General features: G+C 71.9%; 10 protein-coding genes. 5 read left to right on the top strand and 5 right to left on the bottom strand.

The window, feature by feature from the left end; translation table 11 throughout:
* Positions 1–70: 70 nt before the first annotated feature.
* Positions 71–3,574, top strand: a complete 3,504-nt coding sequence (locus tag NK718_RS15890) for a PAS domain-containing hybrid sensor histidine kinase/response regulator (protein ID WP_254744249.1) — start codon at positions 71–73, stop codon at positions 3,572–3,574.
* An 8-nt stretch (positions 3,575–3,582) separates the two neighbouring features.
* Here NK718_RS15890 and NK718_RS15885 read toward each other — a convergent pair whose 3' ends face one another.
* From NK718_RS15885 to NK718_RS15875, 3 genes are read right to left on the bottom strand one after another with little or no spacing between them, the layout of a single operon-like run.
* Positions 3,583–5,790, bottom strand: coding sequence for an FAD-dependent oxidoreductase (locus NK718_RS15885; RefSeq protein WP_254744312.1), 2,208 nt, complete (start codon positions 5,788–5,790; stop codon positions 3,583–3,585).
* 17 nt (positions 5,791–5,807) lie between these two features.
* Complete coding sequence (locus NK718_RS15880) at positions 5,808–7,016, bottom strand: acetyl-CoA C-acetyltransferase (RefSeq protein WP_254744247.1); 1,209 nt, start codon at positions 7,014–7,016, stop codon at positions 5,808–5,810.
* Positions 7,017–7,051: 35 nt separating this feature from the next.
* Positions 7,052–8,839 (bottom strand): acyl-CoA dehydrogenase C-terminal domain-containing protein, encoded by a 1,788-nt coding sequence (locus NK718_RS15875; protein WP_254744245.1) that lies wholly within the window; start codon positions 8,837–8,839, stop codon positions 7,052–7,054.
* 278 nt (positions 8,840–9,117) lie between these two features.
* On the opposite strand from NK718_RS15875, the gene NK718_RS15870 reads away from it, so the two are divergent.
* The 4 genes from NK718_RS15870 to NK718_RS15855 all read left to right on the top strand — a co-directional run bounded on the left by NK718_RS15870 (position 9,118) and on the right by NK718_RS15855 (position 14,449).
* Positions 9,118–12,033: an SEL1-like repeat protein gene (locus tag NK718_RS15870; RefSeq protein WP_254744243.1), complete on the top strand. Its 2,916-nt coding sequence runs from the start codon at positions 9,118–9,120 to the stop codon at positions 12,031–12,033.
* 162 nt (positions 12,034–12,195) lie between these two features.
* Positions 12,196–13,122, top strand: a complete 927-nt coding sequence (locus tag NK718_RS15865; RefSeq protein WP_254744241.1) for a sulfite exporter TauE/SafE family protein — start codon at positions 12,196–12,198, stop codon at positions 13,120–13,122.
* On the top strand, positions 13,119–13,871 hold the full coding sequence (locus NK718_RS15860) for a TIGR02186 family protein (RefSeq protein WP_254744239.1): 753 nt from the start codon (positions 13,119–13,121) through the stop codon (positions 13,869–13,871). The genes NK718_RS15865 and NK718_RS15860 overlap by 4 nt, the downstream gene beginning before the upstream one ends.
* 65 nt (positions 13,872–13,936) lie before the next feature.
* Complete coding sequence (locus NK718_RS15855) at positions 13,937–14,449, top strand: DUF3429 domain-containing protein (RefSeq protein ID WP_254744237.1); 513 nt, start codon at positions 13,937–13,939, stop codon at positions 14,447–14,449.
* A gap of 2 nt (positions 14,450–14,451) precedes the next feature.
* Here the strand turns inward: NK718_RS15855 and pdeM are convergent, their stop codons facing one another.
* Together pdeM and NK718_RS15845 are read right to left on the bottom strand one after the other, a co-directional pair.
* Positions 14,452–15,147 carry a ligase-associated DNA damage response endonuclease PdeM gene (gene pdeM / locus NK718_RS15850; RefSeq protein ID WP_371877307.1) on the bottom strand — a complete coding sequence of 232 codons (696 nt, stop codon included), beginning with the start codon at positions 15,145–15,147 and terminating at the stop codon, positions 14,452–14,454.
* 20 nt (positions 15,148–15,167) lie between these two features.
* The gene (locus NK718_RS15845; protein ID WP_254744233.1) at positions 15,168–17,714 is read right to left on the bottom strand and encodes a ligase-associated DNA damage response DEXH box helicase; all 2,547 of its coding nucleotides are present in this window, start codon (positions 17,712–17,714) and stop codon (positions 15,168–15,170) included.
* Positions 17,715–17,727: the final 13 nt, after the last annotated feature.

Genomic DNA, 17,727 nt, shown 5'->3' with positions numbered 1-17,727 from the left:
GGAGGGCGCGCGTCTTTCGCCCGGCCGGGAAGAACGGTAAAGTTTTCCCGCAATTCCGAGGGGGACGCGGATGTTGGCGGGTTGGTCGGTCGTCCTGGCCGCGTTGGCGTATCTTTGCGCGCTCTTCGCCGTCGCCCATTACGGCGACACGGCGGGCCGCAGGTGGATGGCCGGCCCGGCTCGCGCCACGATCTACTCGCTCGCCCTCGGCGTCTACTGCACGTCCTGGACGTTCTTCGGTTCGGTCGGTTCCGCGTCGCGCTCCGGGCTCGACTTCGTGGCCATCTATATCGGCCCGATGATCGTGCTCGGGCTGGGCCTGCCGCTTCTGAGGCGGGTGGTGCGGCTTGCCAAATCGCAGAACATCACCTCGATCGCCGACTTCGTGGCCTCGCGCTACGGCAAGAGCCAGCGCGTGGCGGCGCTCGTCAGCCTGATCGCGGTGATCGGCTCGGTGCCCTACATCGCGCTGCAGCTCAAGGCGGTGGCCACCTCGCTGACGACATTGCTCGACGTGATCGAGCCGGGCGGCGTCACGCGCACGATTCCGGTGGTCGGCGACATCGCCCTGTTCATCGCGCTGGTGCTGGCCGGCTTCGCGATGGCGTTCGGGACGCGCTACGTCGATGCCACGGAGCACCAGGACGGGTTGATGCTGGCGGTCGCGATGGAATCGCTCGTCAAGCTCGTCGCGTTCATCGCCGTCGGGCTGTTCGTCACGTTCGGCCTGTTCGACGGCTTCGGCGACATCGTCGCCAAGGTCGCGGCGAGCCCGCATCTCCAGCCGCTGACCGACCGCAGCGCCGGCTGGCAGCCCGTGCTGGTGACGACGCTGCTTTCCGGCCTCATCATCATGCTGCTGCCGCGGCAGTTCCACGTGATGGTGGTCGAGAACCGCGACGAGGGCGACACGCGCCGCGCCTCGTGGATGTTCCCCAGCTACCTCGTGCTCATCAACCTGTTCGTCATCCCGATCGCGCTCGGGGGCGACCTGCTGCTGCCACCCGACGCCGACCGCGACATGACGGTGCTGGCGCTGCCGCTCTCGCAGGGCAAGCAGCTCCTGGCCCTGATCGCCTTCATCGGCGGCCTGTCCGCCGCCACCGCCATGGTCATCATGGAGTCGGTGGCGCTGGCGGTGATGATCTCCAACGACCTCGTGATGCCGGTGCTGCTGCGCCGGCGCGCGCTGTCGCGCGGTTTCGGCTCCGGAGACATGGGCGGCCTGCTGCTGATCATCCGCCGGGTCGCGATCCTCGCTTTGCTGCTGCTGGCCTATCTCTACTACGAGAACATGGGCACGGCCGCGCTGTCGTCCATCGGCCTGATCTCGTTCGCGGCGATCGCGCAGATCGGGCCGTCCTTCTTCGGAGGGCTGTTCTGGCGGCGCGGCAACGCGCTGGGCGCGACCGCGGGCCTTGCCTCCGGCCTGCTCGTCTGGGCGGTGATGCTTCTGGTGCCGAGCCTGGCGGGCGACGACTGGACGCAGGCGATCCGCGCCGTGTGGGGCGACGCCTCCCCCGGAGACGGGTTCGGGTTCGGAACCGCCGAGATCATGCACGGCGCGCTGTGGAGCCTCGCCATCAACACCACGGCCTATGTCGCCTTCTCGCTCGCCCGCACGGCGACGCCGATCGAGCGCCTGCAGGCCAGCGCCTTCGTGTCGCCCGAGATGCCGGTGATGGCGCAGACCTTCCGGCTGTGGCGCACCAGCGTGTCGGTCGAGGAGCTGCGCCACACCGTGGCCCGCTATCTCGGGCGGGAGCAGACCGAGGCCTCGTTCGACGCCTTCGCGCGCAGTCGCGGCCTGGTGCTGGAACGCAACCAGGACGCCGACATCCACCTGCTGCGCTTCGCCGAGCACCTGTTGGCCTCGGCCATCGGCGCGTCCTCGTCGCGGCTCGTGCTGTCGCTGCTGCTGCGGCGGCGCAACGTCACCAAGAAGGCCGCGCTGAAGCTGCTCGACGATGCCTCGGCGGCCATCCAGTACAATCGCGACCTGCTGCAACACGCGCTCGACCACGCCCGCCAGGGCATCACCGTGTTCGATCGCGACCTGCGGCTGATGTGCTGGAACCGCGAGTTCCAGCAGCTCTTCGAGCTTCCTGTCGAGATGCTCCATGTCGGCGTCGGGCTCGACGACATCATCCGCTTCAACGCCGAGTCCGGCGCCTATGGAGAGGGCAATCCGGACGAGTTCATCACGACGCGGCTGGAGAGCTTCGTCAACGACATGGAGCCGGTGCGCCTGCGCCTGCACTCCAACGGCAAGGCCATCGAGATCCGCTCCGCCCACATGCCGGACGGCGGCATCGTGACCACCTACACCGACATCACCGCAACGGTGGAGGCGGAAGAGGAACTGGAGCGCGCCAACGAGACCCTGGAGCGGCGCGTGCGCGAGCGGACCGAGGAATTGCTGCGCCTCAACGGCGAACTCGAACGCGCCAAGGCGGAGGCCGACGAGGCCAACCTGTCCAAGACGCGTTTCCTGGCGGCCGCCGGCCACGACATTCTTCAACCGCTGAACGCGGCGCGCCTCTACGCCACCTCCCTGCTGGAGCGCGACCGCGCGGCGGGTGACTGCACGCTCGCCCAGAACGTCGACGCCTCGCTGGAGGCGGTCGAGGAAATCCTCGGCGCGCTGCTCGAAATCTCGCGCCTCGATTCCGGGACGATGAAGGCGGAGCTCACCAGCTTCCGCATCGAGGAAATCCTGAACCAGCTCAAGCTCGAGTTCGAGCCGATCGCCAAGGCCAAGGGACTGAGGCTGGTGTTCGCGCCGTGCTCGCTGACGGTGCGCTCGGACCGGCGGCTGCTGCGCCGACTTTTGCAGAACCTCGTGTCCAACGCGATCAAGTACACGCCGCAGGGGCGCGTGCTGGTCGGCTGCCGCCGCCTCGACGGTCGCCTGCGTGTCGAGGTGTGGGATACCGGGCTCGGCATCCCGACCTCGAAGCAGAAGGCGGTGTTCCGCGAATTCCAACGCCTGGATCAGGGCGCGCGCGTGGCGCGGGGTCTCGGGCTCGGCCTGTCCATCGTCGAGCGGCTAGGGCGTGTGATGAACCATCGGGTCCGGCTCGCCTCGACGGTCGGCAAGGGCTCGATGTTCTCGGTCGAGGTTCCGACCGCCGCGCCGCAGCCGGCCATGGCGGCGCAGCGGCAGGCCGCCCCCAGCGTCGGCGCGCCGCTCAACGGCCTCGCCGTGCTGTGCATCGACAACGAGCCGTCCATCCTGCACGGCATGATGACGCTTCTGTCCGGCTGGGGCTGCGAGGTGATCACAGCCGCCAGCCTGTCCGAGGCGCGCGCCGCGCTCGACGGCAGAGGCCCGCCGGACGTGATCGTCGCCGACTATCACCTGGACGACGGCGACGGGCTCGCCGCCATCGCGGCGCTGCGCGGCGATTTCAACCTCGCCGTGCCGGCCGTTCTGCTCACCGCCGACCGCACCCTCGCCGTGCGCGACGCGGCGGCGGAGCACTCCGCCCACGTGCTCAACAAGCCGCTCAAGCCGGCCGCCCTGCGCGCCTTGCTGGCGCAGTGGCGCACCCGCCTCGCCGCCGCGGAGTAGGCAACTTTCTAGGCCGCCAGACGCCCCGCCGCGAAGCGGCCGTAGAAGGTGTCGCCTTTCGCCGCCATGTCGCGCAGCAGGCGGCCGGGCGCGAAGCGCGGGCCGTGGCGCTCGGCCAGCCGGTCGCACATCGCCACGAAGGCCGGCGCGCCCATGAAGTCGATCCACGACAGCGCGCCGCCCGTGAAGGGCGCGAAGCCGAAGCCGAGGATCGAGCCGACATCGGCCTCCCTCGGGTCGGTGACGATGCCCTCCTCGACCGTGCGCGCCGCCTCCACCGCCTGGGCGGCGAGGAAGCGCTGCTTCATCTCGTCGACGTCCAGCGCATCGGGGTCGAGGCGGGTCGGCTGCAGGTCCGCGAGTCCCGGCCACAGGGATTTCGGCCCCTTCTCGGGATAATCGTAGAAACCCTTGCCGTTCTTGCGGCCGAGCCGCCCCTGGGTCTCCACCATCGTGACCAGAAGCCGCTCCTGCACCGGATCGACCGCCTTGTCGCCGAGCTGCGCCTTGGTCGCGCGCACGATGCGCAGCGCCAGGTCGAGCGCGACTTCGTCGTTGAGCGCGAGCGGGCCGACGGGCATGCCGGCCATGCGCGCCACGTTCTCGATCATCGCCGGAGGCACGCCCTCGGCCAGCATCAGATGACCTTCGCGCACGTAGTTGGTGACGCAGCGATTGGCGAAGAAGCCGCGCCCGTCATTCACCACAATGGGCGTCTTGCGGATGGCGCGCACGAAGTCGAGCGCCGTCGCCAGCGCCGTGTCGCCGGTCTGCTTGCCGAGGATCACTTCGACCAGAAGCATCTTCTCCACCGGCGAGAAGAAGTGGATGCCGATGAAGCGCTCAGGGCGGGCCGAATGGGCGGCCAGCCCGGTGATCGGCAGGGTCGAGGTGTTGGAGGCGAGCACCGCCTCCGGCCCGATCGCCGCCTCGACCCGCGCGATGGTCTCGGCCTTGACCTTGGGGTCCTCGAACACGGCCTCGATCACCAGGTCGCAGCCGGCGAGCGCCGCGTAGTCCGCCGTCGGCTGGATGCGCGCCAGCAGCGCGTCGCGGTCGGCCGTTTTGGCGCGGCCCTTCATGATCTGCTCGGTCATCGCCTTGTGGGCGTGCGCCTTGCCCTTTTCCGCCGTCTCCGCGTCGCGGTCGACCAGCACCACCTCGATGCCGGCGCCGGCGGCGACGTAGGCGATGCCGGCGCCCATGAAGCCGGCCCCGACCACGCCGACGCGGCGCGGCGTGGACGGGGGCGCGGCCGGCGGCCGGCGCGCGCCCTTGTTCAGCTCCTGCAGCGACACGAACAGTGTGCGGATCATCGCCGCCGCCTCGCGGCTGCGCAGCACGCGCGCGAACAGCCGGCTCTCGACGCGCAGGGCCTGGTCCATCGGCAGCTGCAGACCGTCATGTACGGCCTGGAGGATGGCCTTCACCGCCGGGTAGTTATCCTGCGTCTCGCGGCGGTAGATGGCGTTGGCGGCGGGCCAGATCATCATGCCCTGGGGAGAGTAGACGCGGCCGGACGGCGGGCGGAACTTCTCGTCATCCCACGGAGCGACCGGCGAACCGCCGTCGCGGATCCACGCCTTGGCCCGCTCGACGATCTCCGCGCGCGGCGCCACGTCGTGGACCAGCCCCATCGACCGGGCGGCGGCGGGGCGGATCTGCTCGCCCTTGAACAGCATCTGCAAGGCGTCGCCGGTCGGCATCAGGCGCGCGACGCGCTGCGTTCCGCCCGCGCCGGGGAACAGCCCGACCTTCACCTCCGGCAGGCCGACGCGCGTCGAGGCGTCGTCGCTGACGACGCGGCGGTGGCACGACAGCGCCAGCTCGAACGCGCCGCCGAGGCAGACGCCGTGAATGGCGGCCGCGAACGGCTTGCCGCACGTCTCCAGCCGCCGGTACAGCAGCGTGAGCCGGCGCGACTCCTCGAACACGACGCGCGTCGCTTCGGCCTCGCCGCGCTCGCGCGCCAGCGTCTCGAACGTCGCGCGCAGGCCCTGGAGCATGGTGAGGTCGGCGCCGCCGGAGAAGCTCTCCTTCCCCGACACGATGACGCAGCCGCGGATCGCGGCGTCGGCCGCGACGCGCTCGACGATGCGCCCCAGCTCGTCCATCACCTCCAGGGTGATGACGTTCATCGAGCGGCCGGGGGAGTCCCAGGTGGCGACTGCGACGCCGTCCGCGTCGGTCTCGAAGCGGAAATGCACGAGGTCCATGGTGTCGCCTCCCGGCATCAGACGCGCTCGATGATGGTCGCGGTGCCCATGCCCGCGCCGATGCACAGCGTCACCAGCGCGGTCGCGCCGCCGGTGCGCTCCAGCTCGTCGAGCGCTGTCCCGAGCAGCATCGCGCCGGTCGCGCCGAGCGGATGGCCCATGGCGATGGCCCCGCCGTTCGGGTTCACCCGGGCGGGGTCGAGCTCGAAGGCCTGCAAGTAGCGCAGCACGACGGCCGCGAACGCCTCGTTGACCTCGAACAGGTCGATGTCGCCGATCTCCATGCCGGCGCGCCGCAAAACCTTGCGCGTCACGTCCACCGGGCCGGTGAGCATCAGGGCCGGCTCCGAGCCGATATTGGCGAAGGCCCGGATGCGGGCGCGCGGCGTCAGGCCAGCCGCCCGGCCGGCCTCCGCGCTGCCGACGAGCACCGCCGACGCGCCATCGACGATGCCGGACGAGTTGCCGGCGTGGTGGACGTGCGCGACGCGCTCGACCTCGGGATGGGCCTGGATGGCGACGGCGTCGAAGCCGCCCTGCTCGCCCATCATGGCGAAGGCCGGCTTCAGCGCGGCGAGCGACTGCATGTCGGCCTGCGGCCGCATGTGCTCGTCGCGGGCCAGCAGCACGATGCCGTTGACGTCCTCGACCGGCGCCACGGCGCGCGCGAAGCGGCCTTCGTCCCAGGCGCGCGCGGCGCGGCGCTGGCTCTCGACGGCGTAGGCGTCCACCTGGTCACGGCCGAAGCCGTATTTGGTCGCGATGAGATCGGCGGAGACGCCCTGCGGCATGAAGTAGGACTTGATGGCGATGGCCGGGTCCACCGGCCACGCGCCGCCCGACGCGCCGATGCCGACGCGGCTCATGGATTCGACGCCGCCCGCCACCGCCATGTCCTGCTGGCCGGCCATCACCTGCGCCGAGGCGAAGTTCACCGCGTCGAGACCGGAGGCGCAGAAGCGGTTGATCTGCACGCCCGGCACGCCATCGCCATAGTCCGCCGCCAGCGCGGCGGCGCGCGCGATGTCGCCGCCCGCCTCGCCCACCGGATCGACACAGCCGAGCACGACGTCGTCGACAAGCCCGGGGTCGAGCCCGTTGCGTTCGCGCAGCGTCCGCAGCACGTGCGTGGCGAGGCCGAGCGAACTCACCTCGTGCAGGGCGCCGTCCGGCTTGCCGCGCCCGCGCGGCGTGCGCACATGGTCGTAGATGAAGGCGTCGGCCATGTCGTTCCCTCCGTGTGCCCCGCCCGAGTCGTCGGCTAAAACTGCTCGGGCCGCAAGGCCATCGTCGCGCGCGACCCGGCGGCGACACGCGCCAGACGCAGCGCGGTCTCGGGCATGACGCGCTCCATGAAGAAGCGCCCGAGCGCCAGCCGCGCCTGCCCCTCCGGCGAGGCCGCCAGCTCCGGGTCGGCGAGCGTGGCCTGCGCCATCAGCCCCCACATGTAGCCCAGCGCCACGCGGCCGAAGAGGTGCATGTAGTCGGTCGCCGCCGCCCCCGCCTCGTCCGGGTTGGCCGGCGCGTTGCGCATCAGCCAGAGCGTCGCCTGCTGGAGGTGGTCGAGGCCGGCGGCCAGCGGCGCTGCGAAGGGCTTCAGCCCCTCGTCCACGGCGTGGGCCTTGGCCCAGCCCGAGAGCTCGGCGAAGAAGGCCATGGCGGCCCGGCCGCCGTCCTTGGGCAGCTTGCGGGCCACGAGGTCGAGCGCCTGGACGCCGTTCGTGCCCTCGTAGATCATGGCGATGCGGGCGTCGCGGACGAACTGCTCCATGCCCCATTCGGCGATGTAGCCGTGACCGCCGAACACCTGCTGCGCCGCGACCACGTTGTCGAAGCCCATGTCCGTCAGCACACCCTTCACCACGGGCGTCAGCAGGCCGAGCCGGTCCTGCGCGTCGCGCGCCTGCACGGCGTCGTCGGAGCGGTGCGCGACGTCGCTTTGCAGCGCGGTCCACACCACCAGCGCCCGCGCCGCCTCGTTGAAGGAGCGGATGCCCATCAGCGCGCGGCGGACGTCGGGGTGGACGATAATGGGGTCGGCCGCCTTGTCCGGCTCCGCCGGGCCCGTGGGGGCGCGGCCCTGGCGCCGCTCGCGCGCATAGGCGGCGGCGTTCTGGTAGGCGACCTCGGACAGGGCGAGGCCCTGGATGCCGACCACCAGCCGCGCCTCGTTCATCATCACGAACATGGCGTTCAGGCCGCGATTCGCCTCCCCCACCAGCCAGCCGGTCGCGTCGTCGTAGTTCATGACGCAGGTGGCGTTGCCGTGGATGCCCATCTTGTGCTCGAGCGCGCCGCACGACACGCCGTTGCGCGCGCCGGGCTCGCCGTCCGGGCCGGGGACGAACTTCGGCACGACGAACAGCGAGATGCCGCGCGTGCCCTCCGGCCCCCCGTCGATGCGCGCGAGCACGAGGTGGACGATGTTGTCGGCGAGGTCGTGGTCGCCCGCCGAAATGAAGATCTTGGTTCCGGTGATCCGGTAGGAGCCGTCCGTCTGGGGCGTGGCGCGCGTGCGGATGAGCCCGAGATCCGTGCCGCAATGCGGCTCGGTGAGGTTCATCGTGCCGCTCCACTCGCCCGCCACGAGCTTCGGCAAATAGAGACGCTTCTGCGCCTCGTCGCCGTGCCGGGCGAGCGCGGCGATCGTGCCCATCGTCAGACCGGCATACATGCCGAGCGAGACGTTGGCGGAGGCCGTGTACTCGTTCATCATCGTGCTGAGCACGAACGGCAGGCCCTGGCCGCCGAACGCCGGATCGGCCGAAAGGCCCATCCAGCCGCCGCGCGCATATTCGCGGTAGGCGTCGGCGAAGCCGTCCGGCGTGCGCACCGAACCGTCCTCCCCGCGACGGCAGCCCTGAAGGTCGCCGACCCGGTTGAGCGGCTGCAGCACTTCCTCGCAGAGCCGCGCGCCCTCGCGCAGGATGGCTTCGACGACGTCCGGCGTGGCGTCCGCGAATCCCCGCAGGCCGGCGTGGCGCTCCATGCGGAAGACGTCGCGCAGCAGGAACAATGTGTGGTCGACCGGGGCCCTGTAGCTCGGCATGGCGTGCTCCCGCTCCAACAGATAGTTCATAAATAAACAGTGCGCCCAAAGGTTCAAGCGTGGGCCCGCCTCGGTGACGGAGTGGCCGCGCGAAGATTGATGAAAGTGAAACGCCCAAGCCGTGGCTTAACGGCTTATTTACCGTAACGGGGAACAGTTGGAGGCAGCGATTCAGCCGGATGGCCCGTCACCCGGGACATCCCGGCGGCATCCCCGCCGGCCGGCTGGCCGGTCCTCCAACGGCCAGGCACGCCATGCCCTCCGACACGAGCGCGACCATGAAGCAGGGGGTTCCCTGGAGCGTGAAAGGGGTCGGACCGGACGCCCGGGACGCCGCCAAGGAAGCCGCCCGCCGCGCCGGCATGACACTCGGGGAATGGCTCAACACGATGATCGCGCGCAAGGCTGTCGAGACTCACGATCCCGCCGCCGGCGACACCCTGTCCAAGCTGATCGAGCGCCTCGAGCCGACCCGTCCCGCCGCCCCGCCCGCGCCCGCCGACGTGGAGGCGCGCATCGAGGCCGCGACCGCCGAGGGCCGCCGCAGGGTCGAGGCGGTGGAGGAGAAGACCGCCGCCGCCCTCAAGTCGCTGATGGGCTGGGTCGAGCGCAGCGATACGCTGCTGCGGCACGACATCGGCGGCGTCGCCGCCGCGCAGGAACGCATGACGAGCGCGGTGCGTGAGGCGCTGGCGCTGGTGGTCGCGCGCCTCGACGCCGTCGAGCGCCGCGCCGACAGCACCGGCGAATCCGCCCTGTTGCGTGAAGCCTTCGCCGCGCTGGAAGCCCGCCTCGACACGCTGGACGCGCAGGCGCGCGCCGGCGAACTGCCGCCCAGGCTCGCCGACAATCTCGCCGACCTCGAACGCCGCCTGACCGCGCTGGCCGGACGGATCGACGCCGAGCGTCCGCCGTCGGCGGCCTCTCCCGCCGCGCTCGATGCGGTGCTGGCCCGTCTGCCCGACCCGCAGGAAGCCGAGGCGCGCGACGCCCGCACCGCCTCGGCGCTCGACCGAATCCAGCAGGACATCGCGGAGCTCCTGGCCCGCCCCGCGCCCGAAGGCGTGACCTCCGACGACGTCCTCGACGGGCTCGCCGGCCTCGCAGCCGCGGTACGCGACATCGACCCCGGCCCCCGCCTCGACGCCGTGCAGGCCGAGCTGGCCGCTCTCGGCGGGCGCATCGACCACGCCGGCGACCTGCGCCCCGACCTCGACGAACTGCGCCGCGACCTCGTCGCAAGGCTCGACCGGCTCGCCGAGCCACGGCCGATGCCCGAGCTGGAGAGCCTGCGAGCCTCCCTCGCCGCCGTTGTCGCCGCCGTGCGCGCCAACGCCCCCGACGGACGGCTCGACGCCATCGCCGACGAGCTGCGCGCACTGCGAGCCGCGGTTCCGGCCGCGGCCGCCCCTGGCGCGCCCGGCCCGGACGAGCTGGTCGACATCCGCCAGCGGCTCGACGACATCGCCGCCAGGCTGAACGACCGCGACGACGAGACCCGAGTCGCGCAGCTGATCCGCTCCGAGATGCAGGAGCGCATGACGGCGCTGCAGGACATCCTGGCGAAGAGCGCCGAGCCGGCGCTGCGCCGCGACGACGTCGAGCAACTCGTCGACACGCTCGCCCAGCGCATCGAGCAGGGCCAGCGCAGCGAAGGCGAGATCGCCCGCCGCGCCCTGGCCGCCCTTGAGCGCAACATCGTCGCCGCCGTCGGCGGCCCGCGCGGCGAAACCGCCTCGCCCGAACAGTCCGCGAGCCTCGAACAGCGCCTCGGCGAACTGGCGCAGCGCATCGACGCGCTGTCGGAGAGCCAAGACCACTCCAGCCTCGACGGACTGCGGGACCGCCTCGACGCGGTTCATGCCATGGTCGGGGACGCGCTGCGCGCCACTCCCGACCTCGGCCGCATCGAGGCGCTGGTCCGCGAACTGGCCCAGAAGGTCCACGGCGCGCCGCGCGTCGAGACGGCCGAGCGTCCGGTCCCCACCGCGCCCGGCGCGATGACCGTCGCCGAGAAGATCGCCGCCGCCGCGGCCGCCGCGCAGACGGCGCGCGCCATCGGCGCGGACCTGCCGCGCCGGCATGGCCTGGGAGAGGACGTGCGCTTCGAGTTCGGCGCGTCCCGGCCGCTGATGGCCCGCGCGCCGGAGGCCGGCCCGGCGACGCCGGAATTCATCGCCGCCGCGCGCCGCGCCGCGCAGACGGCTCAGGACTCCAAGGGCGACGCGCCGGGCGCGGAGAGCGAGCCGGCCTCCGGCGAGACCGGCGGCAAGGGCCTGCGGCCGACGCTGCTTGTCGGGGCCGGCATCCTCGCGCTGGCGCTGGGCAGCCTCGGCTACGGCTATCTCGGCACGCTGATGCGGCAGGGGGATACCGGCGCGCCGGTGGCCCGCAACGAGATCACGGCCCCGGACTCCGGCTCCGCCGGCGTCGTTCCGGACCCCGAGACGGTGGGCGCGCTCGGCAGCGACGCGCAGTCGACACCGGCGCAGCCCGAAGCCGCGCCGCCGCCGAGCGTCAGCGACCTGCAGGCGGCGCTGATGTCCAAGGGCCTGTTGCGCGCCGCGCGAGCCGGCAATGCCGACGCGGCCTACGAGGTCGGCGTGCGGCTGGCCGACGGACAGGGCGTGCCGCGCGACGCGCGCTCCGCCTTCAAATGGTTCGAATACGCCGCCGAGCTCGGCCTCGCGCCGGCGCAGTATCGGGTCGGGGCGGCGCTCGAGAAGGGGGTCGGCGTCAACGCCGACCCGACGCAGGCCAAGGCTTGGTATCTGCGCGCCGCCGAGAAGGGCCATCTGCGGGCCATGCACAATCTCGGGGTGCTGTTCGCGGACGGAGCGGGCGCCGCGCCCGACTACGCGGCGGCGGCGCAGTGGTTTCGTCGCGCCGCCGATCTCGGCCTGCGCGACAGCCAGTACAACCTCGCTATCCTGACGGCGCGCGGCATCGGCGGGCCGCAGAACCTGGCCGAGGCCTGGACGTGGTTCGCGCTCGCCGCCGCGCAGGGCGACGACGACGCGGCCCGCAAGCGCGACGAGGTCGGCGCGCGGCTGGACGCCGCCACGCTGGCCCGCGCCAAGGCCGCCCTCGCCGAGTTCAAGCCGCGGCCGGTGGAGCGCGCGGCCAACGATGTGACGCCGCCTCAGGGCGGATGGGACGACGTCGCCGGCGGAGCGGCCAAGCCGCGCTCCTGACGTGACAGGCGACCATCGGGCACGGCAGGGCCGTTCGGCGGTTGACGCCGGGCGGCCGCCGACGTTCGATGCGCGCCGAACGCTTGCCGCGCTTCCGCTTGGGAGCGCCCCGAACGACCCCTGACGGCCCGGAGCCGCGCGCCCCGGACGGAGGTTGACGCCGTGCAGATCTACCTGCCCATCGCGGAACTGCCGGTCAGCGTGTTCCTGATCCTGGGGCTGGGGGCGGCGGTCGGCTTCATCTCGGGCATGTTCGGGGTCGGTGGCGGCTTCCTGATGACGCCGCTGCTGATCTTCGTCGGCATCCCGCCGGCGGTGGCGGTGGCGACGGAGTCGGCGCAGATCGCCGCCTCGTCGATGACCGGCGCTCTGGCCTACTGGCGCAGGCGCGCCCTCGACTTCAAGCTCGGGTCGGTGCTGCTGGTGGGGGGCATCGTCGGCACGTTCCTTGGCGTCGCCTTCTTCAACGCGATGCGGCGGGTCGGCCAGCTCGACCTCGTGATCGTGCTGTCCTACGTCACGCTGCTTGGCTCGGTGGGCGGCATGATGCTGTTCGAGAGCGTGCGCGCCATCCTGCAGGTGCGCCGCGGCGCGCCGCCCCGGCTCAACCAGCCGGGCCACCATCCGTGGTATTTCGGCCTGCCGCTGCGCATGCGCTTCCACCGCTCGAAGCTCTACGCGAGCGTGATCCCGCTGATGGTGCTGTCGATCATCATCGGCTTCATCGGCGCGGTGCTGGGCATCGGCGGCGGCTTCCTCATGGTGCCGGCGCTGATCTACCTGTTCCGCGTTCCGACCGCCGTGGTCGTGGGCACGTCGCTGTTCCAGATCCTGTTCACGATGGTCGCCGCGACGATCCTGCATGCGGTGACGAACCAGTCGGTCGACATCATCCTCGCCATCCTGCTCGTCGTGGGCGGCGTGTTCGGCGCGCAGTTCGGCGCGCGCGCCGGGCAGAACATCAGGGGCGAGCACTTCCGCCTGCTGCTGGCCCTGATCGTGCTCGCCGTCGGCGTGCGCTTCGCCACCGAGATCGCCGTCAAGCCTGACGAGGTGTTCTCGCTCGGCCAGGTGGAGGTCCGCGGATGAGGCGCGCGCTGCGCATCGCGCTCGTCGCCACGGCGCTGCTGCCGCCGGCCGCCGCGGCGCGGGCCGAGACGCTGATCCTGTCGCTGTCGAGCCGGCGCGTGCAGATCACGCAGAGCTACACCGGCGCGGAACTCGTCATCTTCGGGGCCATCGAGCGCGACGCGCGCAGCGTGGCGCGGCCGGGGCCGTTCGACATCGTGGTCACGGTGAAGGGTCCGAGGGGCCAGACCGTGGTACGCGAGAAGACGCGCTTCGGCCCGATCTGGGTGAACCTGGAACAGCGCAAGTTCCCGCTGGCTCCTTCCACGCTTTCCGTGCTGTCGAGCCGCGACCTCGTCGACATCGCGCCGCCCGAGATGCAGAAGCGCTACGGCCTGGGCCTCGCCAACGCGCTCGGCGCGGACAACGCCGAACCGCGCTTCCGCGAAGCGCTGATCCGCCTCAAGCGCGAGCAGGGGCTCTATGTGGAAAACCCGCGTGACGTCACCTTCATCAGCGGCGACATCTTCCGCGCCCCGGTGCCGGTGGCCGACACCGCGCCGGTCGGGACCTACGAGGTGACGGTGTCGCTGATGTCCGGTGGGCTGGAGCTGACGCGCGAAAAGACAAGCTTCGAAGTGTCGAAAGCGGGCTTCGAGCAGACCCTGTCAACCGCGGCGCGCCAACATCCCTGGTTGTATGGAAGCATAACCGCTGCCATAGCTCTTGCCTTCGGGTGGCTTGCCAGTGTCATCTTCCGCCGCGACTGACGCGGCGGCGGACGGTAGCGCCGAAGCACGGCCGAAGGCGGCCGGGCAGCCAGAAGGAGCCTGACGTGCAGCAATATTCCGCCCTGCGCCGCGAGCCCGACCCGCGCGAAGACCGCGACATGCCGATGAGCGCGGCGGCGCTGGGCGTGGCGGGCGTGCTCCCCTTCGCGCTGCTGACGCTGGCCGCCATCTTCGAATACGACAGGCGGGTGGGCCTGGCGTCCGGCTCGGCGCGGGACTTCCTCGTTCTGTACGGCATCGTTATCGCTTCCTTCGTGGGCGGCATACGCTGGGGCGCCGCGATGCGGCACCCCGACCCGAAGGAGCGCGCGATGTTCTTCGCGATGTCCGTGCTTGCGCCCCTGTTCGCGTTCGCGATCCCGATCGTGACGCGCCCGCCGCACGACCTCACGCTGCTGATCCTGATCTTCCTGCTGCTCGGGTTCAGCGACGTGATGATGGCCCGCAAGGGCTCCGCGCCGGCGTGGTACGGCACGTTGCGCACCGTGCTGACGGGCCTCGTCGTGGCCATCCTGATCGTCGCGCTGGCGGTGCTGCCGCTCGAAACCGGCCTCTGAGGTCAGCGAGCCAGCCGGTCGCCGGCAATGGCGTAGACGCGCGCCTCGCCCAGCATGTGGGCTGTGAAGCCCGCCGGGAACAGCGGCCGGAAGGCCGCGTCCAGCAAGTTGAGCCCGCCGGCATAGGCCCCGAAGGCGGGCATGACGCAGCGCGCGCCATCCGACACGAAGCAGCGCCGGCGCACCGAGCGGCCGCTGAGGCGGACCTTGCCCGCCGGGTGCAGGTGGCCGGCGATCTCGGGCCCCGCGCCCGCCGGCCCCGGCTCGTGCCGCAGCGTCACGCCGCCCAGCGTGGCGCTGGCGCGCATCTCGCCGCCGAGCGCCGCGGGAATGACGGGATCGTGGTTGCCGGTCAGCCAGATCCAGTCCGCCCCGACCTGCATGGCGGAGAGCGAGGCGAGGTCGTCCGGGGCGATGCGCCGCAGCGCGCGACGGTCGTGCAGCGAGTCGCCCAGCACGATCACCGTGCGCGGCCGGTAGCGCAGCAGAACCAGCGACAGCGCCGCCAGAGTCTGGCGGGAATCGTAGGGCGGCAGCATCTGGCCGCGCTCGGCGAAGGCCGATCCCTTTTCCAGGTGCAGGTCGGCGACCAGCAGCGCCGACTCCTCCGGCAGGACCAGCGCGCCCGACGGGTCGGCGACGAAGTCGCGGCCCCCGACGCGCACGAGCCCGGTCACCGGCACGGCCTCGACCTCCACGCTGAATCCCGCCCGCGCATTCACGCCAGAGCCTCCTCCAGAAGCTCGGCCTCGGCGCGGGCCAGGATTTCCTCCGCCGCCTCGCCATAGACCGCCTCGCGCCCGATCTCCAGCATGACGGACACCGCCAGGGGAGACACGTGCTCCAGCTCCTTGTGCACGATCGCGCCCCTGATTCGGGAGAGCAACATGGCGAGACGCTTGAGATCGAGCAGGCCGGTGGCCGCATCGGCGCGCGTGGCGCGCAGCAGCACGTGGTCCGGCTCGTGCCGGCGCAGCACGTCGTAGACGAGGTCGGTCGACATGGTGACCTGCCGGCGCGTCTTCTCCTGGCCGGGGAAGCGCCGCTCGATCAGCCCGGCGATGATGGCGCAGTGGCGGAAGGTGCGCTTCATCAGCGCCGATTCCGCCAGCCATTCCTCGAGATCGTCGCCCAGCATATCCTCCGAGAACAGCTCGGCGAGCGTGACGCGGCCCTGCGCCAGCGCCGCGCCGACATCGGCGAGGCCCCATACCGCCAGGCCGTAATCGGTGGCGACGAAGCCGAGCGGCTTCAGCCGCGCGCGCTCCAGCCGGCGGGTCAGCAGCATTCCCAGCGTCTGGTGCGCCAGCCGGCCCTCGAAGGGGTAGCAGACGAGGTAATGGCGGCCGGCGCGCGGAAACGTCTCCACCAGCATTTCGTCGCGGCGGGGCAGCACCGACTTGCGCCGCTGCGTCTCCAGCCAGTCGGCCACGCCGCCCGGCATACGCCGCCACTGGCGCGGGTCGGCCAGCATGGCGCGCACGCGCTCGGCCAGGAAGGTCGAAAGCGGGAACTTGCCGCCGGCATAGGCTGGCACCTTGGGGTCCGTGCCCGGGCTGGTGCGCGAGGCCAGCACGTCGGTCTCGACGATGGCCTCGAACCGCAGCACCTCGCCCGCGAAGACGAAGGTGTCGCCGGGCGTCAGCGTCTCGGCGAAATATTCCTCCACCTCGCCGAGCACGCGCCCGGCGCGCAGCGGCGGCGCCGGCAAGCCCGGCGCGGCGCGACGCGCGCGGCCGAGCCGCACCTTCATCATCGGCTCCTCGACGATGGTGCCGACATTCATCCGGTATTGCTGGGCGAAGCGCGGATTGGCGACGCGCCACAGGCCGTCCTTGCCCCGCACGATCTTGGCGAAGCGGTCGTAGCTGCGCAGGGCGTAGCCGCCGGTGGCGACGAAGCCGACCACGCGGTCGAACTCCTCGCGCCCGAGCCGCGCGTAGGGCGCGGCGGAACGCACCTCCTCGTAAAAGTCGTCGGCGTCGAACCCGCCGGCGCAGGCCATGCCGAGCGTGTGCTGCGCCAGCACGTCGAGCGCGCCGGTGCGCGCCTCCGGCGTGTCCTGCGCGGCGTCGGCCACCGCGTCGAGCGCGGCGCGACATTCCATGATCTCGAAGCGGTTGGCGGGCACGAGCAGCGCCTGCGACGGCTCATCGAGACGGTGGTTGGCGCGGCCGATGCGCTGCATCAGCCGGCTCGCGCCCTTCGGCGCGCCGACATTGACCACGAGGTCGACGTCCCCCCAGTCGATGCCGAGGTCGAGCGTCGAGGTGCACACCACGCCGCGCAGCTTCCCCGCGGTCATCGCCGCCTCGACCTTGCGGCGCTGGCCGGCGTCGAGCGAGCCGTGGTGCAGCGCGATGGGCAGGCCCTCGTCGTTGATGCGCCAGAGCTCCTGGAACACGAACTCGGCCTGCATGCGGGTGTTGACGAACACCAGCGTGGTGCGGTGGGCCGCGATGGCGGCGTAGATGTCCCCCATGGCGTGCTGGGCGATGTGCCCGGCCAGCGGCAGCCGGCGGCCGGTCTCCAGGATGTCGATGCGCGGCTTCGCGCCGCCGCGCGCCACCACCAGGTCCGCCATCGGCGGCGGCGCGCCTTGGGTCGCGGCTTGCGCCGCGAGCTGGGGCACGAGGAACCGGCGCAGGTCGTCCGGCTCGCGCACCGTCGCCGACAGGCCCACCGCGCCGAGCCCGGGCGCGAGCCGCCACAGCCGCGCCAGGCCGAGCGACAGCAGGTCGCCGCGCTTGGAGGTGACCAACGCGTGCAGCTCGTCGAGCACGACGCGCCGGAGCGAGCCGAACAGCGCCTCCGCGCCGCGATGCGCCAGCAGCAGCGCCAGTTGCTCGGGCGTGGTGAGCAGGATGTCCGGCGGCCGCTCGATCTGCCTTGTGCGCTTGTGCGCCGAGGTGTCGCCGGTGCGCGTCTCGATGCGGACCGGCAGGCCGAGTTCGGCCACCGGGGCGTCGAGATTGCGCGCCACGTCGACGGCCAGCGCCTTCAGCGGCGAGATGTACAGCGTGTGCAGCCCGCGCCCCTTCAGCGGAGCCGGCGGCGCGTCGGCGAGCTCGACGAGCGTGGGCAGGAACCCGGCGAGCGTCTTGCCCGCGCCGGTGGGCGCGTCGAGCAGCACCGAGCGGCCGAGCCGGGCCAGCCGCAGCAGCTCGAGCTGGTGCGCGCGGGGCGTCCAGCCGCGAGCCGCGAACCAGGCGGCGAACCGGGCGGGCAGGTCGTCCGGGGCGGGGGCGGCGGGCGGAGCGGACACGGTGCGAGACGTA

The sequence above is a fragment of the Alsobacter ponti genome (assembly GCF_024294805.1).
Lineage (GTDB): Bacteria > Pseudomonadota > Alphaproteobacteria > Rhizobiales > Beijerinckiaceae > Alsobacter > Alsobacter ponti.
The sequence above is the reverse complement of the archived record's forward strand: the minus strand, read 5'-3'. Positions and strand labels throughout refer to the sequence as shown.

Coding starts and splice junctions, on each gene's coding strand:
- NK718_RS15880 (WP_254744247.1), bottom strand. CDS start 7,016: ATGGCCGACGCCTTCATCTACGACCATGTGCGCACGCCGCGCGGGCGC.
- NK718_RS15870 (WP_254744243.1), top strand. CDS start 9,118: ATGAAGCAGGGGGTTCCCTGGAGCGTGAAAGGGGTCGGACCGGACGCC.
- NK718_RS15885 (WP_254744312.1), bottom strand. CDS start 5,790: ATGGACCTCGTGCATTTCCGCTTCGAGACCGACGCGGACGGCGTCGCA.
- NK718_RS15890 (WP_254744249.1), top strand. CDS start 71: ATGTTGGCGGGTTGGTCGGTCGTCCTGGCCGCGTTGGCGTATCTTTGC.
- NK718_RS15875 (WP_254744245.1), bottom strand. CDS start 8,839: ATGCCGAGCTACAGGGCCCCGGTCGACCACACATTGTTCCTGCTGCGC.
- NK718_RS15860 (WP_254744239.1), top strand. CDS start 13,119: ATGAGGCGCGCGCTGCGCATCGCGCTCGTCGCCACGGCGCTGCTGCCG.